This window comes from Actinoplanes campanulatus, assembly GCF_014647795.1.
GTDB lineage: Bacteria > Actinomycetota > Actinomycetes > Mycobacteriales > Micromonosporaceae > Actinoplanes > Actinoplanes campanulatus.
In genome coordinates this window covers 1-20,536 of sequence record NZ_BMPW01000010.1, presented here as the reverse complement: position 1 = coordinate 20,536, position 20,536 = coordinate 1, and the positions used below count along the sequence as shown (strand labels likewise).

Sequence of the window (20,536 nt, the reverse complement as noted above, 5' to 3'; positions counted from 1 at the left end):
CCGTACGTCGGAACGATGCCGTTCTATGATCTTGGCGTCGTCGATGGCCCTGGAGGGACCGCGTGCCTCGTCATATCCGGCTTGCCGGCTTCGGTGTTGTATTGCTGACCACCGTCTCCGTCGGGATGGTCGCCACACCCGCGCAGGCGGCCGCCCAGGGAGCCGTCAAGGTCACCCATGGCTACCGGGTCACCTACCACGCCCGGTGGGGTCAGGAGAACAAGGTCGTTGTGACCGGGTCGGGCACCTCGGTCACGATCGACGACCGGGTGGCAATCATCCCCGGGAAGGGCTGTAAGCAGGTCGGGGGCGACAAGACCAAGGTTCGCTGCCGGACGCCGTCCGAGGCTCGGGTGTGGATCCAGACCTACGACCGAAACGACTCCGTGGTGAACCGGTCGGGGCTGCCGACGAGCATCGACGGTGGAAGCGGCCGGGACCTGCTGGTCGGCGGACCACGGCGGGACATCATCGACGGCGACACCGGTGCGGACCGGATCTACGGGAATGCTGGCGACGACAAGCTCGACGGCTATCTGGGCGACGACCGGATCTGGGGCGGAGACGGCGGCGATTCGCTGATCGGGTCTTACGGTGACGACGTGATCTCCGGCGGGGACGGCGGCGACACCTTCACCAGTGGTGACGGGAACGACCGGGAGTACGGCGGGCCCGGGAATGACCTGTTCCTAGCCGGCCCGCCGCTGGTGACCGGAGCAGCGGACGCCGACATCTATCTCGGCGGTAGTGGCCGTGATGCGGTCAGTTTCGGTGCGCAGAATCGCCCGGTGACGGCCGACGCCGACGGTGTCCAAGGCGACGACGGCGTGCGTGGTGAGCACGACACGATCGGCGCCGACATCGAGGAGATCCAGGGCGGGTACGGCAATGACCGCCTCTACGGCACCGAGCGGGCCGACAATCTTTACGGTGCCGAGGGCGACGACGTCATCATCGGCAACGGTGGTGCGGACTTCATGGTCGGTGACGCCGGACGCGACAGCCTGTACGGCGGCGCCGGGAACGACCGTCTCGACGGTTACGAGTACAGGACGGCGGCGGCGGACCGGCTGGACGGCGGCGCGAATGATGATGCGGCCGGCGATCAGTGCCTGGCCTACGGCGGAGACGTCAAGGTCGCCTGCGAGAGCTGAAGGGTGACCACCGATCTACGCCCGGCGCGGGCGGCACTGGCCGGTGTTCTACGGCCTTGCCGTCTGCCCACGGCGGTAGGCGTAGCCCGTACCGCTAAATGGTTTTGATGCAGCAGCCCGAGCAGACCTTGGGCTGCGGCAGGGTGAAGGCCAGGCAGCAGGTCTTGCGGCGGACGTCGAGCCGGCCGTTCGGGCCGGACTCGAGATCGATCAGGTCGCGGATGCCGAGCGCGCCGAGCAGCCGGTCGATGGTCGCGGCGGAGGAGCCGGGGACGGTGTCGGCGGAGCGCAGGACGCCGTGGGCGATGCCGGAGGCGAGCGAGCCGAGCAGCGGGCGCCGGCCCAGGCGGACCCGGCCGTGGATGGCGTCGAGCAGCGGTTCCAGATGCTGTTCGAGGAGGGCGTGGCGGAATTCGGCGAGCAGTGCGTCCTCGTCGGCGACGACCTTGACCTGCGGCAGGCCGGAGAGGGCCAGCGGGTCGTGCGGCAGGACCGCGACCGGGATGTCCGGGCGCATGCCGAGTGTGACCAGCGGGCGCGGGTCGTCGAAGTGCATGACCGCGTCGGTGGAGGTGAGCAGCGGCACCCGGCGCGCCGAGGCCCAGCCGAGGACGGCCGGGAGGGCGAGCCAGTAGGTGTAGGCCTTCCAGGCGAGCGCGGCGGCGGCGTGCGCCTGCGCGTTCCAGCGACGGCGGGCCGCGTCGAGCAGGGTGTCCAGGTGTACGTCGGCCAGGCGCGCGGTCGGCGTCCAGCCGGCCAGGTCGCGCACCACCAGGTCGGGCGCCAGTCCGGGGACCTCGGTGCTGGTGCCGAACATGGCGCGCAGCGTCGCGTTGACCGGCGCCAGCAGTGGTGGCCGGATCTGCCTGAGTTCGAGCGTGGGGCTGGTCACGGGCGGCCGTCCCGCGGCACTCGTCGCTGAGGCACCGCACTCTCCTCGCGGATGATCTTGCAGAAGGGGGCGAGCCGGCTCTTGTGGAGCGACGGGGGCTCGCGAGAGACCCACGGTACCCGGTTAAGGGTAGCCTAACCACACTGACCCGGGGATCTTTCGGGCGAATACCCTCAGCCATGATTACTTTACGTAGCGTGGCGGCGTTGCCGGGTTCGTCAAGGTATCTGTCGGCAAAACGCTACTAGCTCCTTGCAGACACGCGGTCCCGGCGACACTGAACGTGCCGTCGCGAAGGGGACATCCGTGATGACCACCTCGCCCATCGAAAGGGCCGCAGACAAGTTCGTCTCAGCCCTTGCGCAGTGGCGGGTCGAGCGCGGGATGACCAAGAAGCAGCTGGCCGCGCGCATGGGCTTCGATCCCTCCTACGTCAGCCACGTCGAGGGCCGCCGCCACAAACCCACCGAGGACTTCGCCCGCCGGGCCGAGGCCGTCCTCGGTGCCGGCGGCGTCATCTGGCAGCGTTTCCAGGAGTACGACGAGTTGCGCAACGCCCGCAACGCCGGCCTGCACCGCGACCCGCCCGTGCCGGTCCAGTGGCTGCCGCCGGGCACCGGGCTCATCGTCGAACGCGAGATCGCCGACCTGGTCTACACCGACGGCGCCTACCGCTGCCGGGTGCGGCGCTCCCTCTACAACGCCGGCGTCGAACCGGTCACCCGGTACCTCGCGAAGATCTCCGTGGACCGCTACCCGCACGACCCGGCCGGCTCCAACCGCCACCACAGGGAGAACCCGCTCACCTTCGACGAGATGGACGTGCGGGCGTTCGCCGGTGAGGGCGAGGCGGCCGAGCCCATGCTGTGGCGGGTCAAGCTGGACCGGGACGCGTCCAAGGAGATCTGGCTCATGTTCGCGAACTCGCGCGGCCAGTTCCCGCTCTATCCCGGCGAACGGACCACCATCGAGTACGCGTACACGGTCGGCGAAGAGAAGTGGGGCCAGTGGTTCCAGCGCGCCGTCCGCCTGCCGACCCGGTCGCTGACCGTCCGGCTGAACTTCCCGGAGAGCTTCGAACCCCAGGTCTGGGGTGTGGAGGCGTCCCTCGCCGCCGAGGTGCCCGTCCGCACCCCGTTGGAACGCCGCACCGAGGGAGGTCGCGCCATTTTCGAGTGGTCAACCGACGCGCCCCTGCTCAACGCCCGGTACCGGCTGGAATGGCGGTTCCGCGGCGCCGACGCCCCGCTCTACGAGGAGACCGGCCCGCCCGAGCCGGCCCTGCCCCGAGCCTCGCACCGGATGCGTGGCATCGGCATCATCCAGCGCGGATCCGACCTGCTCCGGCAGCGGGCCCGCCACTTCCAGCTGCCCCGCGAGGGGGCGGCCGCCCGGACCGCGGTCACCCGGCTGCTGACCTCGCTCGGGCGGCTCGAGGATCTGCACGAGTTCAGCAAGGGCGTGGGTCTCGCCGCGCCCCAGATCGGGGTTCCGGTGGCGGCCGCCGTCGTCCGGCCGCCGGAGCGCGACACCGAACCGGTCGTCCTGCTCAACCCCCGGGTCGTCGGCGAGTCCGGCGAGACCGACGAGCAGTACGAAGGCTGCCTGTCGTTCTTCGACTACCGGGGCCTGGTGCCGCGCCCGCTGCGGATCGACGTGGAGCACGCCCGGTTCGACGGGACCCGGGTGGTCACCACTTTCGAGCGGGCCCTGGCCCGGCTGATCAGCCACGAGATCGACCACCTGGAGGGCCGGCTCTACGTGGACCGGATGAAGGCCGACGCCAAGCTCGTGCCGGTCGCCCAGTACCAGCAGACCGGCCGTCCTTGGGACTACTAGTCGCTAAAACTGTCGTACTTTATCCGGACAGAGGGCACCTGTAGCTCGGCGAGGCGCTTCAAGGTGGCCTTCACCATCCGTCCCGAACCGGAGACGAAGAAGTCGTGCTCCTTCCACGGGCCGTACTTCGCCACCACGTCCGAGATGTAGCCCTGCTCGCCGGGGAAGGTCGGGTCGTCGCTGCACGCGGTCACCACCGACAGCCACGGGTAGCGGGCGGCCAGCCGGTTCAGGTCGGCCAGGTCGTACAGGTCCTCCCGGGTCTGCGCGCCGAAGAAGACGTGCACCCAGCGGGTCCGGTTGTACCGGGTGAGCTCCTCGAGCAGCGACTTGATCGGGGCGAGCCCGGTGCCGCCGGCCACGAAGACGGCGTCCCGGGTCGACCTGCGGTCCAGCGTCATCGAGCCCATCGGCGCGGCCAGCTTCACCATGTCGCCCACCTGCAGCCGCCGGACCAGCGCGCTGGACACCCAGCCGGCGCCCACCGCGCGGACGTGGAAATCCAGCGTGTTGTCCCGGCGTGGCGCGTTCGCGGGTGAGTAGGTGCGCCACAGCCGTGGCTGGTAGCGCGGGCATTCGAGGCTCAGGTACTGGCCGGCCCGGTACTCCAGCGGCTGCAACGGCAGCACGGTGAACACCGCGATGTCGCGGGACCGGCGCTCGTGCGCCACCACCTCGCCGTACCAGTACGGGGGGTTCGGGTCAGCGTCGGCGCCAGCCAGCATCTTCGAGGCGATCACCGCGTACGCGTCGGCCCAGGCCTGGTCGTACTCGATGCTCCAGTCCTCGCCGGCGAACGCCCGCATCGACTCGATCAAGGCGCCGCCCACCACCTCGTAGTGCTCGGGTTCCACGTGGAACTTGCGGTGGTCCCGGCCCAGCGCTCGCAGGTACTCGTCGAACCGCTCCGGATCCTCCAGCGTCTGCACCGCGGTCACGATCGCCCCGAGCAGACGGGCCCGCTGCACATCCATCTGCACCGGGAACAGATCGCGCAGGTCCGGGTACCTCAGGAAGATGCGCGCGTAGAAATAGCCGGCGACCTTGTCCTGATGTTCCTCGACCAGGCTCCAGCTCTCCTTGAGCAAGCTTGCGAGGTCTCCCATGCCATTCAGGGTGGTCAGCGCAGTCGGGAACACGACGCACGAGAAGTGCGACTCACCACCCTCCGCGGCGCGTCGCTTGCCGAATTGGGCCAATTTGTGCCTGGCCTAGAGTTGGCGGGTGACCGTGGAAGAACAGCAGCTGACCACCCGTCCGCGCTACGGGACCGAGATCGCCATCGTGTTACTGCTGTCGCTCGGGCAGTCGGCCGTCTACTCCGTGGTGTCGCTGACCGCGAAACTCACCGCCGACCGGCCGCTGGCCCAGCAGACCGCCACACTCAACGCCTCGGTGTCGCCACGGCCCTACCTGGACCTGACGTACCAGCTGCTCGGCATCTTCTTCGCGCTGATCCCGGTCGCCCTGGCGCTGTTCCTGCTCGCCCGCTCCTTCGGCGCGGCGGCCCGGGAGCTCGGCATCGACTACCGGCGGCCGGCCTACGACCTCGGCTGGGGCGCCGGACTTGCCGCCGGCATCGGGCTGCCCGGCCTCCTTCTCGTGTACGGCGCCCTGCAACTCGGCGTCAACGCGCAGATCGTGCCATCCGGGCTCCAGCCGTACTGGTGGTCGGTGCCCGTACTGGTCCTCGCCGCCTTGCAGAACGCCGTCCTCGAAGAGGTCATCGTCGTCGGCTACTTGATCACCCGGCTCCGGGCGCTCTCCCTGTCACCAGCGTGGATCATCGCCGCGTCCGCCGTACTGCGCGGCTCCTACCACCTCTACCAGGGCTTCGGCGCCTTCCTCGGCAACGCCGTGATGGGCGTGATCTTCGCGCTGTTCTACCTGCGGACGAAACGCGTGATGCCGCTCATCGTGGCGCACAGCCTCCTCGACATCACCGCGTTCGTCGGCTACGAACTGCTGCCCGACTCCTGGCTGTCCTGGCTCGAATACTCCGCATAGAACCGGCGCGCCCGCACCGCCACCATCTCGGTCGTGGCACGGGCGCCCAGCACGGCGGTGAGCAGGCTCACGCCCGGCAGGCGGACCAGCTTCAGCGCGGCCCAGAGCGCGATCGGGCCCTTCCCCGGGGCCGCCAGCGCCAGCAGATCGTCGGCGCGGCGCGGATCCGCGGGATCCAGGCCGTAGACCGCGGCCAGGTGCAACACCAGCTCCGCGTGCGTGATCACGGTCGTCGCGACAAGAGCGATCGGGGCGTACGGGCCAGCCAGGGCACCCAGGCCGCCCCGAATTCCCGCCGAGCGGGTGAACCGCTGAACGGCCAGGCGGGCGATCGCCTCCGTCGTGGCCGTCGGATAGGACGCGCGCGTCTGCGCTGCCCAGGACCGGGCTCGGGGCCCGATGTGCTGGACCGCCGTGTGGGCGAGGATCTCCGGGGTGCGGGCCGGGTCGGCCAGCAACTCCTCGGTGAGCGAGCCCAGCCCTTCCCCCGCGTCGCCCGTCGGTTCTTCCGTGGCCGGTGCGACCGCTCCAGGGCCGGAAAGATCGGCCGGCTTGCCGCTGGTGGGTTCGCTTGCGCCCGGCTCAGGGGCGGTCGATTCGCCCGCTCCGCGCAAGGTCGGCGATGCTCCGCCCGCGGTCGGTTCGGCCGTGTCGTCTTCGGTCGGCGCCGTTTCGGTCGCGGTTGGTTTGGCCGCGTTGTCTTGGGTCGGTGCTGTTTCGGTCGCGGTTGGTTTGGCCGCGTTGCCTTCGGCCGGCGCCGTTTCGGTGACGAGCGGCTCGCTCCCCGCCGAGGTGGGGACCGCATTCCGCGCCGCGGTGTCCGCCTCTCGAGGCGGCAGGGTGGGTTGCACCGGCCGGGATGCCGGGCGCTTGGCCGGCGTCCGAACGGTCAACTCGACGGGCGGCACCGCCTTGGCCGCGGCTCGCTTGGCAGCCGTCTTCTTTGCGGCCGTCTGCTTGGCCGGCGCCTTTTTCGCAGGCGCGGCCGCCTCTGCCGAAGGTGCGTTCCTCCCGGCCGGGTTGTCCCCGGGTGGCGGGATCTGCTCGGATGCGTCCTTCGCTACCGGGCTCACCCCGCGCGCCGGGGCCGCCTTCTCTGCCTTCTTCGCTCGCCTAGCCGGAGGCGCGGGCTCTCCGGTGGGAGCGGCCTTTCGTGGCGGTGCTGCCTTCTTCGCGGGGGTGGCCTTCTTCGCCGCCGCTCGTTTGGCGGGCGTGCGGGCTGCGGCCGGACCCGATGCCGCAGATTGCGGGGTCTCCGGCGTGGGCTCGGCCGCGGACGGTTCGGCGGTGCGCGCCGGCTGCGGAGGAACCGGGCGGGCTCCGCCCCCGGAAGAGTGACCTTCGGCACTCAAGCCGGATGGCGGGGGTTGGAAGGTGACCGCCGGCGGTGCTCCGCGGCGCGAGGGCGCCGCTTCCGGCTCCTCGCCGGAGGGCTTCTGCTCGGGCGTGCTGAACGGGCTGCGCGGACCCCGAGCCCGCGGAGCCTCCCGGCGCGTGTTCTCCTCCATCGCACGAAGCCTAGCCTCATCCGCGACGTTTCGCCTGTTCGTAGCCGCTCGCGAAGATCCTTGGCGTGCCAGATGGCAACCTCTTTGTGCGGCGCTGAGCGGGTCCGGTATTGTCAAGCCTCGGTGGCCCCCGGGTCACCGGGGAGACTTCGCCTAGTCTGGTCTATGGCGCCGCACTGCTAATGCGGTTGGGGTTTTAAAGCCCCTCCCGGGTTCGAATCCCGGAGTCTCCGCGCAAAAGTCGGTGTTGTAGGCTGACTGAGCACTGAGAGAGCGCCCGTAGCTCAATGGATAGAGCATCTGACTACGGATCAGAAGGTTAGGGGTTCGAGTCCCTTCGGGCGCACAAGATCGACAGAGGCCTGAGCTGCGGTTACGCGGTTCGGGTCTTTCTCGTTGTCCGGCCTTTGTGGAGGTTGGGTGGCGTGTGGGTGGCACATGGGTGTCGTCACTTTCCGTAGCGGAGGGGGTTGCGGCGGCTGCGTGACCTGCGGCTTCGCTTCTTGCCGGTGGGTCGTTTCTCCGAAGGTGCTTCTTTTTCGGCGCGCCCCGTGGGCCGGTTCTTCGCGGCCTTTTCCTTGATGCGTTTGCGGGTGTGCCGGGCCGCAGCGAGGACGAGCGCGGCGGTCGCGTCCGCGCAGCGGCGCTGGCTGTCGGGTAGCACGCTGGTGTAGGTGTCGGCGGTGACCACGATGCTGGAGTGCCCGAGTAGATCCTGCAGGGTCTTCAGGTCCGCGCCGGCTTCATGTGCGAGGGAGGCGGCCCCGTGGCGGAGGTCGTGGAGCCGGACCGGGGGTAGCCCGGCGCGTTCGGTGAGTTTCCGGAAGCGGGTGGTGGCGTAGCTCGGATTGATCGGTTCGCCGTCCTTGCGGGTGAAGACATAGCCGGAGTCGATCCACACCTGGCCGTTGTCGTGCCGCTTGTCGCGGTGGGCGAACTGCCGGCTGCGGTGCGCGCGCAGGATCGCGACGGTGTGCTTGTCCAGGGCGACGGCCCGGCGGCCGGCGGCGGTCTTGGGTTCGCCTTCGACGACGGTGTAGCCGGCCGTGGTGCGCTGGCGTTCGACGAACAGCAGCCCGCGGTCGAGGTCGACGGCCGCCCATTTGAGGCCGCAGATCTCGCCGCGGCGCAGCCCGCGCAGGGCGGCGAGCCACCAGAACGCGAACAGCGAGTCCTCGACGGTGGCTTCCAGGAACGTGGCGAGCTGCGCGGCGGTCCACACGGCGACCGCCGGGTGTTCGCCGGTGAGTTGCCACTGCTCGACGCGGCCGTCGGTCCAGACCTGGGCGTGTGGGCGCCGGTAGCCGGCGATCTCGATGTGCCGGGCGGGGTTGCTGCCGATCAGGTCCTCGCGGACGGCCAGGTTCAGCGCTGCGCGCAGGGTGGTGCGCAGGTGGTTGAGCGCGGACGGCGACTGGGGGTTGCCCTTGGCGTTGGTGGTCTGGGCGATCTCGGCGAACACGGCGCGCAGCAGTGGCCCGTCGAGCTCGGAGAGCCGGTAGTGGCCGAGCCGGGGAATGAGGACGAGCTCGACGTCACGGGTGTAGTGCAGCCGGGTCGTCGGCCGGATTCGGGTGCGGGTGTCGAGCCAGTGCCGCAGCCAGCGTTCGACGGTCCAGCCGTCACCGCATCGTCGAGCTGCGCTGTCGGCCAGGCACTCCTCACGCGCGGCCCGGGCCGCGGCCTGGGAGACGAACCCACCTCGGCGGATCCGCTCGGAGCGGCCGAACAGGTCCGGCGCGAAGCACTGAAAATACCATGTTCCGTGGCCGCGCTCGGGCAGCCGCGGGCAGTTCTGCTCCAGCCGTTTGCCCTGCTGGTTGCGGCATCCGCATCGTTTGAAGGTCTTGTTCGTGCTGGCCATGGCTATCCTCCGCCGTCGCGCTCGTTGTATCGAGCGTGATACCTGCGGCCCCCAAGAGGATTCCCCCGAGGGAGGGACCTGACGGGTTCCGACAGCCAGCCGAGCCTACGGAAGACGCCTCACTCAATTGCCGATGAGAGTGCACTCGGTAATGGCCGGCGAAGAATGTTTTTCATGCGCTCTGAATTGAGTCCCTGATTCGTGCGCTCGGACTTCGGACGCCAACTGTAGCCGCCCGCCTAAACGGTCTTGAATCATTTCCTGAGCTGACCGCGACGCGAGATGTGGGTTCCGTACAACCACGGGCACAGCGGCTCGAACAAACCGTGACCGGCTCGAAGCGTCAGCCGGGCAGGTGCGACCAGCGTCCGTGCCTGGGCTCGGCGCGGCCAGCCGACGGGAAACCGGTGAAGCCGGCCTCCGTGGCGACGACCGCCTACCCCGCCGTCGGACGGCGGCTGGCCCGCCCACAGCTGGCCGAGCGGCTGGAAGGCATCACCCGGCTACACGCGCTGATCGCCGAGCGCCTGCCGGCGTCCTGGACCGACCTGGACCCGATGGAGGCGTCCGGGCAGGTGGGATCGGTATCGAGACCGATCGCGGCACTTGGGTCTAGGCGCTGCGCGCGGCGGGCTACCGGGTCTATGCGATCGATCCGATGTTGTCGGCCCCGTATCGAGAACGGCACCCCACCTCGGGCGCGACGTCCGGCGCCGGCGACGCCCAGGTGCGGGGGCTGCGGGGCTGTCGAGAGTGCGAGAAGGCCCCCAGCTCGGCTAGCAGGATGAGCGTTTCTTGGGGAGGTAGAGGGCGTAGGCGTGGTCGGAGGATTGGGGGTCCTCGACGTAGGTGGCCGTGATCAGGTGGGTGTCGTCCAGCGACTGCAAGTAGGTGACGGTCTTACCGGTGGGGACGTCGGCGCACGAGAGGACTCGGCCGGTCTTGGCGTCGAGCTTAGCGAGGAGGCGGTCGCCGCCGTACCAGGAGGGGGAACTGACCCAGATCGATTTATCCTCGGGGCGCAGTTCCCGATGGTTGAAGGCACCGAACTGGTAGCCCGTCTCGCGGGTTTCCCCGGTCACCTTCCAACGGGTCTTGTCGGATGGCTGATCGACGATGAGCATCTCGCCGCCACCCTGGACGTGGGCGTAGCCGCGGTAGTCGACCCCGACACCGGTGGCGACCAGCTTGCCGCTGTCATTCATCGCGTAGAAGCGCGCCTTGTAGTCGTTGCCGTCGGAATTGTGGTGTTCGAGGAGCAGGCAGTCCGAGCCGTCCGCCGCGCAGCCGTGCACCGCCACGCTGTCGGGACCTGTGCTGCCGGGGGTTTGCGGCCAGGATGTGGGGTGGAGCTCACTGGTGATGGCGCCGGTGCGCGCGTCCAGCACCTTGACGTGGATGTCGGGGGAGGTCTCGCAGCCCGCGTCGACCACGACGAAGGCGCCCATCGGGTTCCAGTTGGCGTCGCGGTCGCAGCCGGCCTGCTCGGTCTGCCACAGTTTCCTGCCGGTCGCGAGGTCGTAGCCGGCCAGTTGCCAGGCCCAGCCGACCAGCAGCGTCGAACCGGCGGTCGTGAATCCGGCGCCGGAGTAGTAGCCGCTGACGCTCGACGCGTTGAACCTGCCGGTGATGACGCCCTCGCCCTGCGGCTCGAACTCCGCGTGCCACACGATCTTCCCGGTCAGCGCCTCCAGAGCCACCAGGCCGCCGTCGTCCCAGCCGGCCACCACGAGCTTGCGTCCGTCCAGCTCGACCACTCGCACGTCGGAGACGGCGGGATCACCGGCACGCTCGTACGACCAATGGGCAGCGGCGTCCAGCGGGGCGTCGATCGGCTGGGCGACCACCTTGTGTTCGAACACGGTGACCCGAAGGGTGTCGTCGACGGCCAGCGGCGGCGCCGGGAAATTATCGATGACCGTGCCAGGCGGTACGGACACGGCGACGACCGTACCGGACGCGGTATGCACCGTCTCATCCCAATCGAAGCTGCTGCCTTTCGCGCCGAGGCTGCAAGCGGTAAGAGACAGTGTGAAACCGGCGGCCGCCACGGCCGCGGTCAACCTTCGCAACATGTGTAGTTGTCCTCCCGTGAAGGGAGGACCTTAACGCGCCTGGAAGGTCTGACCGGCGACGAGGTGGCGGCGCCGAGGCCGGCGACCTCGCTGGTGCGGTACAAATGCGCCGAGCATCGCATTACCCGACGTGCTCGTCGGGCCCTGCCGCAGCCGTTCCAGGTCCGATACCCGGGCCTGTCCGCGACGTCGAGCAGAACGGTGGAAATCGCTAATCGGCTCGACGGGCGGCATGCGACATTCGCCAGTCCCGACAACAGGCGCCCGGGGCGCCCGAGGCCATAGGCCGATCTGGTATCAGTACGAGACGACTCACGGGGCGGTCATACGCGTGATGTACGAACGGCATCCTGAATAGGCGCACCGGATCCCGGGCTGATTTGTGCGTACCCGTACTCTGCTGCCGCAGCCCGGGCACTCATGGACGCCATCGCCGTTGCGGCCGGTCGCGTGCATGGCTGGACCGCTGGTTTAGGCTGCCGGAGTGAGTACGCCGGATGTTCTGAGCATTGGCAGGTTGTCGAAAGGGCTCTTCGTCGAGTATCTCGGCGAGACGACCACCGACGATTTGATGGTGGGTATGGGCGATCCAGAGCCCGTGTGCGACCGTCTCTGGCACGGACATCCCGGAGTCATTTGGGAGCCGGCACCGCAGCATGTCCAAGTGACGTGGGTGGGGTTGGAGGACACGGTCCAAAGCTTCGGGTTCGGTTACAGCTGCAATGACGCCGGCCTGTATGGCCTGGGTGTCATCACAGCCTCCGACTACGAGGAGCGACGCTGTCGCGTTCTAGCAGGGCATGCACCCCAGGAATGAACGACTGCAGCGGCAGAACTTACTTACCTGCCGCGATCCGAGCGCTACGCACCGTAACGGCGGGTCGGCTCGTCAAGCAGGTGGATCTGCCGCCCTGCTCCGAGGAGATCGAGGAACGTCACCACGCAGATGCGTGGGCGACGGAACCGAGCTAAAACTCCAGCGCACTGCTCTGGAAACCCTCACGTTCACCTTGGTCGAACATACGGATGCTTGCCGCCGCTCATGCCCGTTGGTACCCCAGCCGACAGTCACGCCCAATGGCTCGCCTTCGATTTGGTCTGTGCTGCGGAGGCATGACCTGAACCGGCCGGTGGAGATCCTCTTGGAGATACTGGGGCACATGACGCAGCTTGGTTGGACGGCGGAACGAGTTCGGGAGTTCGCGCAGCTGCGCGGTCAACAGATCAAGTCCTGGGCAGGCGTTGAGATGGCGCTGCGCGAGGAAGGGCCTGGTGGCGTTCCGCAGTTCGACGATCCTGTCGTGCCATGTCTGCAACTGGATCCCCTTGTTGCCTTGTTCGACGACGGGGGCTTCGTGACCGTCGGTACCTACGAGAGTGACACGGCATGCGGCCTTTGGCTGCGCCGAGCAGCTACCGACCAGTCTTCGAACTGGGAGGATGAGACGGACGGCATCTATCGCACGCGGGCGCTCCCGGAGTTGCCCACCGGCATTATTGACGACGTCTCGGCGTTTCTCGACGATGGAGTCTTGGCCGAGGTGGTTCTGCAAATTCAGGGCCGGCCTCTGCTGTTGATGGCGGGTGAACTGCGCGAGTCGATGCAGGGATCACTGGTGTTCACTCGCCGTGACGAGTCCGTCCTCGTATTCACTGACCCGTCGACAGCCACATCGGTGGACTGGGTTCCTGAACGACGAGGGCTGATCCGAAGCTAAACCTCGCTGGGCCATGAACTTCATGGCACCATGCCGTAGCAGCATGCATCTCATTTGCCGCCGATCGTGTGCGGCGCTCGGTGCGACCGTCACGCTGCGTACGGTCCGCTACGGCCCGGTGCGCGCTCGTGCCGAGAGTCGGACGTGCTGTGCTGCCAATACTGTTGAGTCCCGTTTCGGCTGACACCTCAGATTTTCCCGCGACCCTGCGCCATGGCAGGGCTAACGTTTGCTGCTGACGCGATCCACTCGGAGCTATGGAGCGTTACCGGTTGCCCGGGCATCGTCAACCCGGCACTGCTGGGGGCAGGACGTCGAGGAACGGGTGGAGGATGTCGAGATGACTACACCCGTGTCTCCTCCTGGCGCTTCTACCTTGACCCACCCAAGTCCGACATCGTCATGACTTCGCCGGGGCCCTGGGTGGTCGTGGCGATCAGGTGCTGATACAGCGTCGGCCTTGACCGGCAACGCCGGCGGCAGCGCCGGCCCTCGCTGCTTCAGGGAATCGACGTGCCTCATCACTGTCCCATGCCTTCCCGGGCTTCTTGCGGGGGGACGCGGAGTTCAGAACACCGCTGAGGAACGCATTCATCTCGACCTTGAGTCCGAAGATGTCGAAGCCGAGGTTCGTCGATTTTGAGTCGCTTGGGGCCAAACGTTGGGATCGCCAGCAAACACGCGGCTTCGACTTCTGGGTTATGCGCGACCCATGGGATAACGAGTTCTGCGTGCTCCAGACGGTATTCCCGGAGTTGCTCGACAAGCGGAAGCCGATAAACGACTGAGTGGGGGCCTGGCTCGGCCGCCTGGAATGTCGAGTGTCATGGACATGCATGATAGAGGAGTCTCCGGACGTGGGTGACTTTCCGGCTAGATGACCTACGGTTTGAGAACATCATTTAGATATGTCCTGGCTAGTCCGGGTTCGCCGTCTGCGGATCGGGTGAGGTCTCCGGTAGCCCGAAAAATGCGGAAATGTATGGCCGATCAGGCCGCTAGTTGACCACGCCACGGTGGGCTGCGCTACCGTCGCTCCGGCCACCCGCTCACCACGGCGGCAACGCTGCAGCAGGGTGGTGGACATGCGGCCACCGGTCGTCACGGCACTCACGCGGCGCTCGAAACGAAAGACTATTTGTGGGGTATTTGGCCCCGCAGGGACGGAGTCATAGGATGCGTTTTTCTATTGCCCGAGCATTGCGCGCAGGGATTGCTGCGACATTGCTCACTGCTGGACTCGGCGTCGCCACGGCCCAGCCGGCATTCGCCGCGTGCGGCTTTAGTTATGTCCCGAGCACGAACGGCGACGGATCCGCGATCGTTAAGTCGGGCACCTGGAATCTCAAGGACGCTTACTACGCGGATTGCGCGAATGTCGGCAAAGTCTACGGCTACGACAGGGTTTGGCTCCGCTGCTACGTGGTTAATGACTACAACAATACCTGGTGGTATGTGCGACGGGATGGCACTAGTCTTAAGGGCTGGATTTCGGGGGACAATATTCGGATCGAGGAAGACATCAGCGCAGACTATGCGTATTGCTGATTCCTCCCATCCCACGCTCGGGAGCCCGTAGTGCCGCAAGGTCACCTGAACGGCAGGGCCCCGGCAAAGTCATGACGATGTCCGACTTGGGTGGACCAAGGTAGAAGCACCTTGGTTGGCGGCAGCAAGACGGGCATGACCGGTTCGGAAGATCATCAAGGTTCCTACGCCACGATGATCTATCCGAAGTGAGTCATGCCCGCACTGCCATCATCGCTGATCTCGTCCTTGTTCGATGCGCCGGCTCTGAACGTGCCGGAAACCGCTGCCGGGTTGCCCGCTGTACTGGCCGCGATGCGTGATCCGCGGGCACGGCGGGGTATCCGGCACCAGCACAGCGTGGTGGTGACCACGGCGGTGTGCGCCGTGGTGGCCGGATACCGTTCGTACACCGCGATCGCGGAATGGGTGGCCGATGTGCCAGACGCGACGGTCCAGGCCCTGGGCATCGCCGCTGATCGACGCCCGTCCGAAGCGATGATCCGCCGGCTGCTGCAGGCCCTGGACCCGGATCTGCTGACCATGGTGATCGGCGCGTGGCTCGCCGGCCAGACCCGGGCGGACATCCCCGCCGGTCGGCGGGCGATCGCGGTCGACGGCAAGGCCCTGCGCGGCTCCCGCACCGCCGACACGGCTGCCGATCACGTGATGGCCGCCTGCGACCAGGCTGCCGGCGTGGTCCTGGCCAGCACCGACGTCGACGGCAAGACCAATGAAATCACCCGGTTCGCACCCCTGCTCGACCAGATCAGCGACCTGCCCGACACCGTGATCACCGCCGACGCCATGCACTGCCAACGCGAACACGTCACCTACCTCGCCGAACGCGGCGCCCACTGGATCCTGACCGTCAAAGGCAACCAGCCCCACCTGCACAGACAGCTCACCCGCCTGCCCTGGAAAACGGTCCCGGACGCCACCCGTGACGACGACCGCGGACACGGCCGCCGCGAGATCCGCACCCTGATGATCCTGACCGTCTCCACCGGCATCGACTTCCCGCACGCCGCCCAGGCCCTGCAGATCCGACGCCGCCGCCGACGCCCCGACGAGCCGAAACGCTTCACCACCGAGACCGTCTACGCCATCACCGACCTGCACGTCCACCAAGCCAAACCGGCCCAGCTGGCCGCGTGGATCCGCGGACACTGGTCCATCGAGAACAAGATCCACTGGGTACGGGACGTCACCTACGACGAAGACCGCTCGCAGATCCGCACCGGAACCGGACAACAGGTCATGGCCGCTCTACGCAACGCCGCGATCGGCGCCTTACGCCCCGCCGGCGTCACCAACATCGCCGTCGCCAACCGCCATCACGCCCGCGACAGCACCCGCCCACTCGCCCTGCTCGGAATCACCTGACGACTTTGCCGGGGCCCTGGTCCGCCCTGCAACCGCACGCCTACGTAGCCGTTCACTATCTCGCCGCGAAGCCAGCGCCTAATGAGTTCCAGGTGCGAGTCAGTGACCGACATACCTGCATTTGACCACGCTGCGATAAGCTCAAGCCATCCAAAGTTGCTGGTCAATGAGGCGGCAAACTCACATGCCGCCGAGCGCGAGGGCGACTCGCAGGCTGTGACGCTCGGTGACCGGCCTCCGGACCGTCAGAAGCGTTGTCCTGCCGAGGAGCGGACGTTGGCTGACGTCGAGATAATGGGGCTCTTCGAAGTTGAGCGGGGTTCGCGGCAAAGTTCGGCCCAGGCGTGAGGGCTCGCAGCTCATCAGTGATCATCTGAGTGTCTAGATCGGATAGAGCTGCGAGCATGGTCAACGATACGACCCGGTTGCTGGGCCTGGACGGCCTGGTGGCCGATCGGGTCGAGCTGCACCCGGACGGTTCTCCCGTCGTCCACCTGTCCACCGGTGATGAGCAGGCACGATGCTGCCCGCAGTGCGGGTTCCGGGCCGTACGGGTGAAGCAGTGGACCACTACTCGGCCGCGAGATCTACCGATGGCCGGACGGACAACTCGGCTCCGGTGGCGCAAACGACGCTGGCACTGCGACCAGCCCGGATGCCCACGCAAGTCGTTCACCGAGCAGGTACCGCAGGTCCCGGCACGGGCCCGGATCACCGTCCGGCTGCGCCAAGCCGCCGGTGCAGCGGTCGCCGACGGTAACCGCACGATCGTGCAGACAGCCGTGACCTTGCCCTGTCCTGGCCGATCGTCGCTGCCGCGTTCACCGTACACGCTACGACGGTGTTGCCGGCCGAACCCGAGCCGGTGACGGTGCTGGGCATCGACGAGGTCCGCCGGGGCAGACCCCACTGGAGTTTCGACGAGGCCACCGCGTCGTGGACCACACTCGTCGACCGCTGGCACGTCGGATTCTGCGATCTCGGCGGCGGGCAAGGGCTACTCGCCCAAGTCGAAGGCCGCACCAGCAGGGCAGTGACCGACTGGCTCACTGCTCGTCCCGCCGCCTGGCGCGAGCAGGTCCAAGCCGTCGCGATCGACATGTGCACCGTGTTCAAGGCCGCCGTCCGCGAGGCGCTGCCGCAGGCGCTGCTGGTCGTGGACCACTTCCACGTCGTGCAGCTGGCCAACCGGGCCGTCACCGAGGTCCGCCGCCGCATGACCGTCACACACCGTGGCCGGCGCGGCCGGGCCAGCGATCCAGAATGGCAGCAACGCAACCGGCTGACCAGGTCAGCCGCCCGGATGCGCGCCGAGCACGTCGACCGCCTCGCCGACACTCTCGAGAACCTGCCGACAAAGATCGGCACACCGATCCTGGCCGCCTGGAACGCGAAAGAGGACCTGCTCGACCTGCTCGCGCTGGCCCGCTCCCGCCCGGATCGGGAAACCACCGCCCGGCTGCTGCACCGCTTCTACGCCCGCTGCGCCGCCACTGACCTGCCCGAACTCCACCGCCTCGCCACCACGATCGAGACCTGGTGGCCGGAAATCCTCGCCTTCCTGCACACCGGCATCACCAACGCCGGCTCCGAAGGAACCAACCGCGTCATCAAAACCGTCGCCCGCGACGCCTACGGATTTCGGAATCCGGAGAACCAACGGCTACGGACCCGCACCGCCACTACCCGCCGCCACCGCGGACACCTCAACCCCGCTTAACTTCGAGGAGCCGATAATGGATGACGGCTTCGCCAGGGTGCCGCTCAGCGACGTCGGTAGATCAATCGGGCCTTGCCGTCCTGGACGGCGTAGTTCACCAGGCTCAGGTCGAGTGGCGGGTATCCGCCGAGGAAGAGCGGCCGGCCGCTTCCGAGTAGCACCGGGACGATGCCCACGGTCAGCATGTCGACGGCGTTGGCTGCGAGGAAGGACTGCACCAGGACACCACCGCCGAAGATGAAACAGTGCTGCCCCTGACCCCGGTAGGCCTTCACCACCTCCACCACGTCGCGACCGACGAAGTCGACTCCTTCCTCCGGTGTTGCGATGAGCTTGGGTGCCGAGGTGGCGACTATGACCTTCTTGCCCAGGGCCACGTAGTCGCGGTGTTGTTTCTGGTCGAAGCAGTGACGACCCATCACGACGATGTCGACATCGGCGAGGAAATCATCGAACGGAAGCTGGTGTTCGGTGTCGAGCGTGGGGCTCGGGACCGGGACTATCCACTCGTAACCGCCGTCGTCGTCAGCGATGTAGCCGTCAAGGCTCATGGCAAGCCGCAAACTGATCTGCCCGGCTGATGCGCTCATAGCGGCGATTGAAGCATGACGATCAGACGAACTCCGTCCGCTGGCCGTGCAGGCATCCGGATCTGCCGCAGAGCGCGCGGCTGCTGAACTATAAAAGCCTGCGGCCGGCCTCGGTGATGTGAGCGGCCAGCACGACGCCCTCTGGGCTGTCGGACCAGACTGCAGCGCGGGTGCTCTCCCGCGCAAGGTCGTCGCCGGTCAGCGGGAGGCCTTCATCCCACTGCGCGGGCCAATTGTGGAACCGGCGCACTTCGACGAACCCTCGTGTCGCCAGCGAGATCAAACCGGGCGCGAGAATGTCAGCGAGTTGCTGCACCGTCGTCACCTCGTGCCAGCGAAGTTCCCACAGCGGCAGTGGCGAGTCTTCAAGGGGCTGCAGGACCAACACCTCGGCGTTGTCCAGCCATTCGTCGGACATGCATCCCTCCAGATGGATCGAGGGAGAGAAGCATGTCACCTCAGCGTCCAGGATCGATGCGGCGGCAACTTGGGCGACCGTTTCTGCCATAGATCGAGCGCGCCGGGCCAGCGGATTCGGGGACCGGCTTACCCCTGACTGCCCGGGTGCACAGCGTAAGCGAAGCGCACTTTCCCATCTGCTTGACCCGGCGCGCGAGCGGGCAATCCGCCGACACCGCTGCCCGTCGCCCGAACGGTCTCCGGAGCTCACTCTCTTGCCGCGTAGTGCGCTCGGTTGCGAGGTGGACGTCGGTGCCATCGCGGGCTGCGCCGGTCTCGGCAACGGCTCGCGTGGCAGACGGTCAGTTCCTGCGCTTCACAGGCAGCCACACGGCGAGTTCTGGGACGAGCGCCTCGGTCAGATCGCCGCCGAACACGCAGATCGTTTGCTCCCAGGGGTGGGCGAAGGTCCCCTGTTCGAGATCCTGGGTAAGGAACGCGTGGTAGTCGCCGTTGGGGAAAGCAGAAATACGCCACGACTGCCCTTCGACGGCCTGTCGATGAGGCCAGAACCAGTAGGACGTGTGCTGCCAGTCCAGAGCGACAAGAGGAAGATCAGCAGGGAAGACAGCAGTCATGGCGGCGAGAACCTGTTCGTTCAGCGCGTCCTCGTCGGCAGAGAAGTCACCAGCGCGTTCGCAGACAGCACCGAGGTCGAACGTCACCGATCCGGCTGGCTCCTTGATTGCCGGCCATGTGGAGGGCGCCATCCCCGGCCGGAAGTGGAAACGCTCATCGAACGGCGCCCAGAACTGCTCATAGTTTCGGATCTGCTGCCACGCAGCGTTGTCCCACCCCGGCCCGTTCACGCGACAGATCGTCGCATCTCGGCACGCTTCGATCATCCGGGATCCGACTTGGCCTATGAGCGAGGCACTCATTTGCCGCCGTACGGACGACAGTCGACGCTCCAGCGCTGATGCAGCCCGAGAAGGCTTCACCTGCCCAGCAGTCCTCGAGATCGCGAACAATATCGCGCACCTCGGGTGCCCGCCTATTCAACTGACTTGTACGCCGATATGCCCCGTCATCGGTCGTCGCGCAGTCGCAGCTTGGTGCGCGTGTGCTCGACGTTCTCCCGTATGGCCCTCAGCACTAGCTCCCTGTCGCTTGCCACGGCCGCGGTTGCCCTGGCCGCATGATCCGATAGTTCGAGGACCCACGGGCTCGGATCGTCCCGCCCGGTGATGTACGCAGCGATCGTCTCAGCAGTGTTCAGAGCGGCGGGCACGTCATCGTTCAGCAGATGTGCGTAGAACAACTTCTCGTGGAAGCGCAGGTTAGCCGGGCTGTTCCGAACCTCCTTCTGCATGAAAGAGGTGAATCCCGCCATGGTGCCGTGTTCGGCGAAGAAGGGCGTCGCCACGTCAACGATCCGCTGGTAAACCTTATCCATGACCGGCCCAGCCTCGTCCAGGTCCTCCGGCAGCTCCCATGACTCGCAGCCACCCGCATGCTGAAGATTCACCGAACAGGTCGCATCGAAGGCGGGGAACGGAACGGCCAGCAGTTGCACAACACCGCTTACTTGGAAGTTCTGCGATCCTGGCCTCGTACTCATCACCAAGCCGCACCACAGCCATTCGAACGGGACCGGGTAGAGGAGCGCTCCGTGAGCCCGCCAGCCGTCTCCTAGCCGTGGAAGCAGATACCGTTTAACCGCGCGATGCCATTCTATCGACTTCAACCCGATACCGCCTTCGCAGTCTCTGGCAGGCGCACCCCACAACGGGAAAGCTGGGGACTGTACGAATAACGGTGTAACTCCTGATCAAGGAGACACTGATGACCGTGACG

At 67.1% G+C, this 20,536-nt stretch carries 17 protein-coding genes, 2 tRNA genes and 1 pseudogene; 11 read left to right on the top strand and 9 right to left on the bottom strand.

The genetic code is table 11. The features are described from left to right. The first annotated feature begins 101 nt into the window (after window positions 1-101). A complete protein-coding gene (locus tag IEZ13_RS19960) occupies window positions 102-1,154 on the top strand; it encodes a calcium-binding protein (protein ID WP_183226445.1) in 1,053 nt (350 codons plus the stop codon). Window positions 1,155-1,248: 94 nt separating this feature from the next. On the opposite strand, the gene IEZ13_RS19955 is transcribed toward IEZ13_RS19960, so the two are convergent. Further along, on the bottom strand, window positions 1,249-1,971 hold the full coding sequence (locus IEZ13_RS19955; RefSeq protein ID WP_183226545.1) for an IucA/IucC family C-terminal-domain containing protein: 723 nt from the start codon (window positions 1,969-1,971) through the stop codon (window positions 1,249-1,251). 384 nt (window positions 1,972-2,355) lie between these two features. On the opposite strand from IEZ13_RS19955, the gene IEZ13_RS19950 reads away from it, so the two are divergent. After that, window positions 2,356-3,885, top strand: a complete 1,530-nt coding sequence (locus IEZ13_RS19950; protein WP_183226444.1) for a peptide deformylase — start codon at window positions 2,356-2,358, stop codon at window positions 3,883-3,885. Here IEZ13_RS19950 and IEZ13_RS19945 read toward each other — a convergent pair. Continuing rightward, entirely contained in the window at window positions 3,882-4,991 is a 1,110-nt protein-coding gene (locus tag IEZ13_RS19945; protein ID WP_183226443.1) for a globin domain-containing protein, read from the bottom strand. The genes IEZ13_RS19950 and IEZ13_RS19945 overlap by 4 nt on opposite strands. Window positions 4,992-5,109: 118 nt before the next feature. Between IEZ13_RS19945 and IEZ13_RS19940 the strand changes: the two genes are divergently transcribed. Beyond that, window positions 5,110-5,892, top strand: a complete 783-nt coding sequence (locus IEZ13_RS19940) for a CPBP family intramembrane glutamic endopeptidase (protein WP_183226442.1) — start codon at window positions 5,110-5,112, stop codon at window positions 5,890-5,892. On the opposite strand, the gene IEZ13_RS19935 is transcribed toward IEZ13_RS19940, so the two are convergent. Beyond that, on the bottom strand, window positions 5,841-6,965 hold the full coding sequence (locus IEZ13_RS19935) for a hypothetical protein (RefSeq protein ID WP_183226441.1): 1,125 nt from the start codon (window positions 6,963-6,965) through the stop codon (window positions 5,841-5,843). The two genes, IEZ13_RS19940 and IEZ13_RS19935, sit on opposite strands and share 52 nt — an antisense overlap. A 577-nt stretch (window positions 6,966-7,542) precedes the next feature. Between IEZ13_RS19935 and IEZ13_RS19930 the strand changes: the two genes are divergently transcribed. Both IEZ13_RS19930 and IEZ13_RS19925 read left to right on the top strand, forming a co-directional pair. Next, window positions 7,543-7,633 (top strand) — tRNA-Ser (locus tag IEZ13_RS19930). Window positions 7,634-7,673: 40 nt separating this feature from the next. Beyond that, window positions 7,674-7,746 (top strand) — tRNA-Arg (locus IEZ13_RS19925). 102 nt (window positions 7,747-7,848) lie between these two features. Here IEZ13_RS19925 and IEZ13_RS19920 read toward each other — a convergent pair. Further along, the gene (locus IEZ13_RS19920) at window positions 7,849-9,264 is read right to left on the bottom strand and encodes a tyrosine-type recombinase/integrase (RefSeq protein WP_229794807.1); all 1,416 of its coding nucleotides are present in this window, start codon (window positions 9,262-9,264) and stop codon (window positions 7,849-7,851) included. A gap of 776 nt (window positions 9,265-10,040) precedes the next feature. Next, window positions 10,041-11,327, bottom strand: coding sequence for an outer membrane protein assembly factor BamB family protein (locus IEZ13_RS19915; protein WP_183226440.1), 1,287 nt, complete (start codon window positions 11,325-11,327; stop codon window positions 10,041-10,043). Between the two features lie 496 nt (window positions 11,328-11,823). On the opposite strand from IEZ13_RS19915, the gene IEZ13_RS19910 reads away from it, so the two are divergent. From IEZ13_RS19910 to IEZ13_RS19885, 6 genes and pseudogenes are all read left to right on the top strand, one after another. Then, window positions 11,824-12,156, top strand: coding sequence for a hypothetical protein (locus IEZ13_RS19910; protein ID WP_183226439.1), 333 nt, complete (start codon window positions 11,824-11,826; stop codon window positions 12,154-12,156). Between the two features lie 133 nt (window positions 12,157-12,289). Then, a complete protein-coding gene (locus IEZ13_RS19905; RefSeq protein ID WP_229794806.1) occupies window positions 12,290-13,057 on the top strand; it encodes a hypothetical protein in 768 nt (255 codons plus the stop codon). Between the two features lie 614 nt (window positions 13,058-13,671). Beyond that, window positions 13,672-13,845, top strand: coding sequence for a VOC family protein (locus IEZ13_RS19900; protein WP_183226438.1), 174 nt, complete (start codon window positions 13,672-13,674; stop codon window positions 13,843-13,845). 388 nt (window positions 13,846-14,233) lie between these two features. Next, on the top strand, window positions 14,234-14,605 hold the full coding sequence (locus tag IEZ13_RS19895; RefSeq protein ID WP_183226437.1) for a hypothetical protein: 372 nt from the start codon (window positions 14,234-14,236) through the stop codon (window positions 14,603-14,605). A 252-nt stretch (window positions 14,606-14,857) separates the two neighbouring features. Next, entirely contained in the window at window positions 14,858-15,970 is a 1,113-nt protein-coding gene (locus IEZ13_RS19890; protein ID WP_183226436.1) for an ISAs1 family transposase, read from the top strand. Window positions 15,971-16,374: 404 nt separating this feature from the next. Then, window positions 16,375-17,690: pseudogene (locus IEZ13_RS19885) on the top strand (ISL3 family transposase). Window positions 17,691-17,734: 44 nt separating this feature from the next. On the opposite strand, the gene IEZ13_RS19880 reads toward IEZ13_RS19885, so the two are convergent. The 4 genes from IEZ13_RS19880 to IEZ13_RS19865 all read right to left on the bottom strand — a co-directional run bounded on the left by IEZ13_RS19880 (window position 17,735) and on the right by IEZ13_RS19865 (window position 20,255). Beyond that, window positions 17,735-18,280 carry a dihydrofolate reductase family protein gene (locus tag IEZ13_RS19880; protein ID WP_183226434.1) on the bottom strand — a complete coding sequence of 182 codons (546 nt, stop codon included), beginning with the start codon at window positions 18,278-18,280 and terminating at the stop codon, window positions 17,735-17,737. Between the two features lie 88 nt (window positions 18,281-18,368). Next, entirely contained in the window at window positions 18,369-18,698 is a 330-nt protein-coding gene (locus tag IEZ13_RS19875) for a hypothetical protein (RefSeq protein ID WP_183226433.1), read from the bottom strand. Window positions 18,699-19,041: 343 nt separating this feature from the next. Next, a complete protein-coding gene (locus IEZ13_RS19870) occupies window positions 19,042-19,584 on the bottom strand; it encodes a DUF2716 domain-containing protein (protein ID WP_183226432.1) in 543 nt (180 codons plus the stop codon). Between the two features lie 182 nt (window positions 19,585-19,766). Beyond that, on the bottom strand, window positions 19,767-20,255 hold the full coding sequence (locus IEZ13_RS19865; RefSeq protein ID WP_183226431.1) for a hypothetical protein: 489 nt from the start codon (window positions 20,253-20,255) through the stop codon (window positions 19,767-19,769). Between the last annotated feature and the right edge of the window lie 281 nt (window positions 20,256-20,536).

Excerpts from the sequence above, each read along its gene's own strand:
- IEZ13_RS19880 (WP_183226434.1), bottom strand. The coding sequence starts at position 18,280 with ATGAGCGCATCAGCCGGGCAGATCAGTTTGCGGCTTGCCATGAGCCTT.
- IEZ13_RS19945 (WP_183226443.1), bottom strand. The coding sequence starts at position 4,991 with ATGGGAGACCTCGCAAGCTTGCTCAAGGAGAGCTGGAGCCTGGTCGAG.
- IEZ13_RS19950 (WP_183226444.1), top strand. The coding sequence starts at position 2,356 with ATGACCACCTCGCCCATCGAAAGGGCCGCAGACAAGTTCGTCTCAGCC.
- IEZ13_RS19895 (WP_183226437.1), top strand. The coding sequence starts at position 14,234 with ATGCGTTTTTCTATTGCCCGAGCATTGCGCGCAGGGATTGCTGCGACA.
- IEZ13_RS19920 (WP_229794807.1), bottom strand. The coding sequence starts at position 9,264 with ATGGCCAGCACGAACAAGACCTTCAAACGATGCGGATGCCGCAACCAG.
- IEZ13_RS19875 (WP_183226433.1), bottom strand. The coding sequence starts at position 18,698 with ATGTCCGACGAATGGCTGGACAACGCCGAGGTGTTGGTCCTGCAGCCC.
- IEZ13_RS19955 (WP_183226545.1), bottom strand. The coding sequence starts at position 1,971 with ATGTTCGGCACCAGCACCGAGGTCCCCGGACTGGCGCCCGACCTGGTG.
- IEZ13_RS19900 (WP_183226438.1), top strand. The coding sequence starts at position 13,672 with ATGTCGAAGCCGAGGTTCGTCGATTTTGAGTCGCTTGGGGCCAAACGT.
- IEZ13_RS19870 (WP_183226432.1), bottom strand. The coding sequence starts at position 19,584 with ATGATCGAAGCGTGCCGAGATGCGACGATCTGTCGCGTGAACGGGCCG.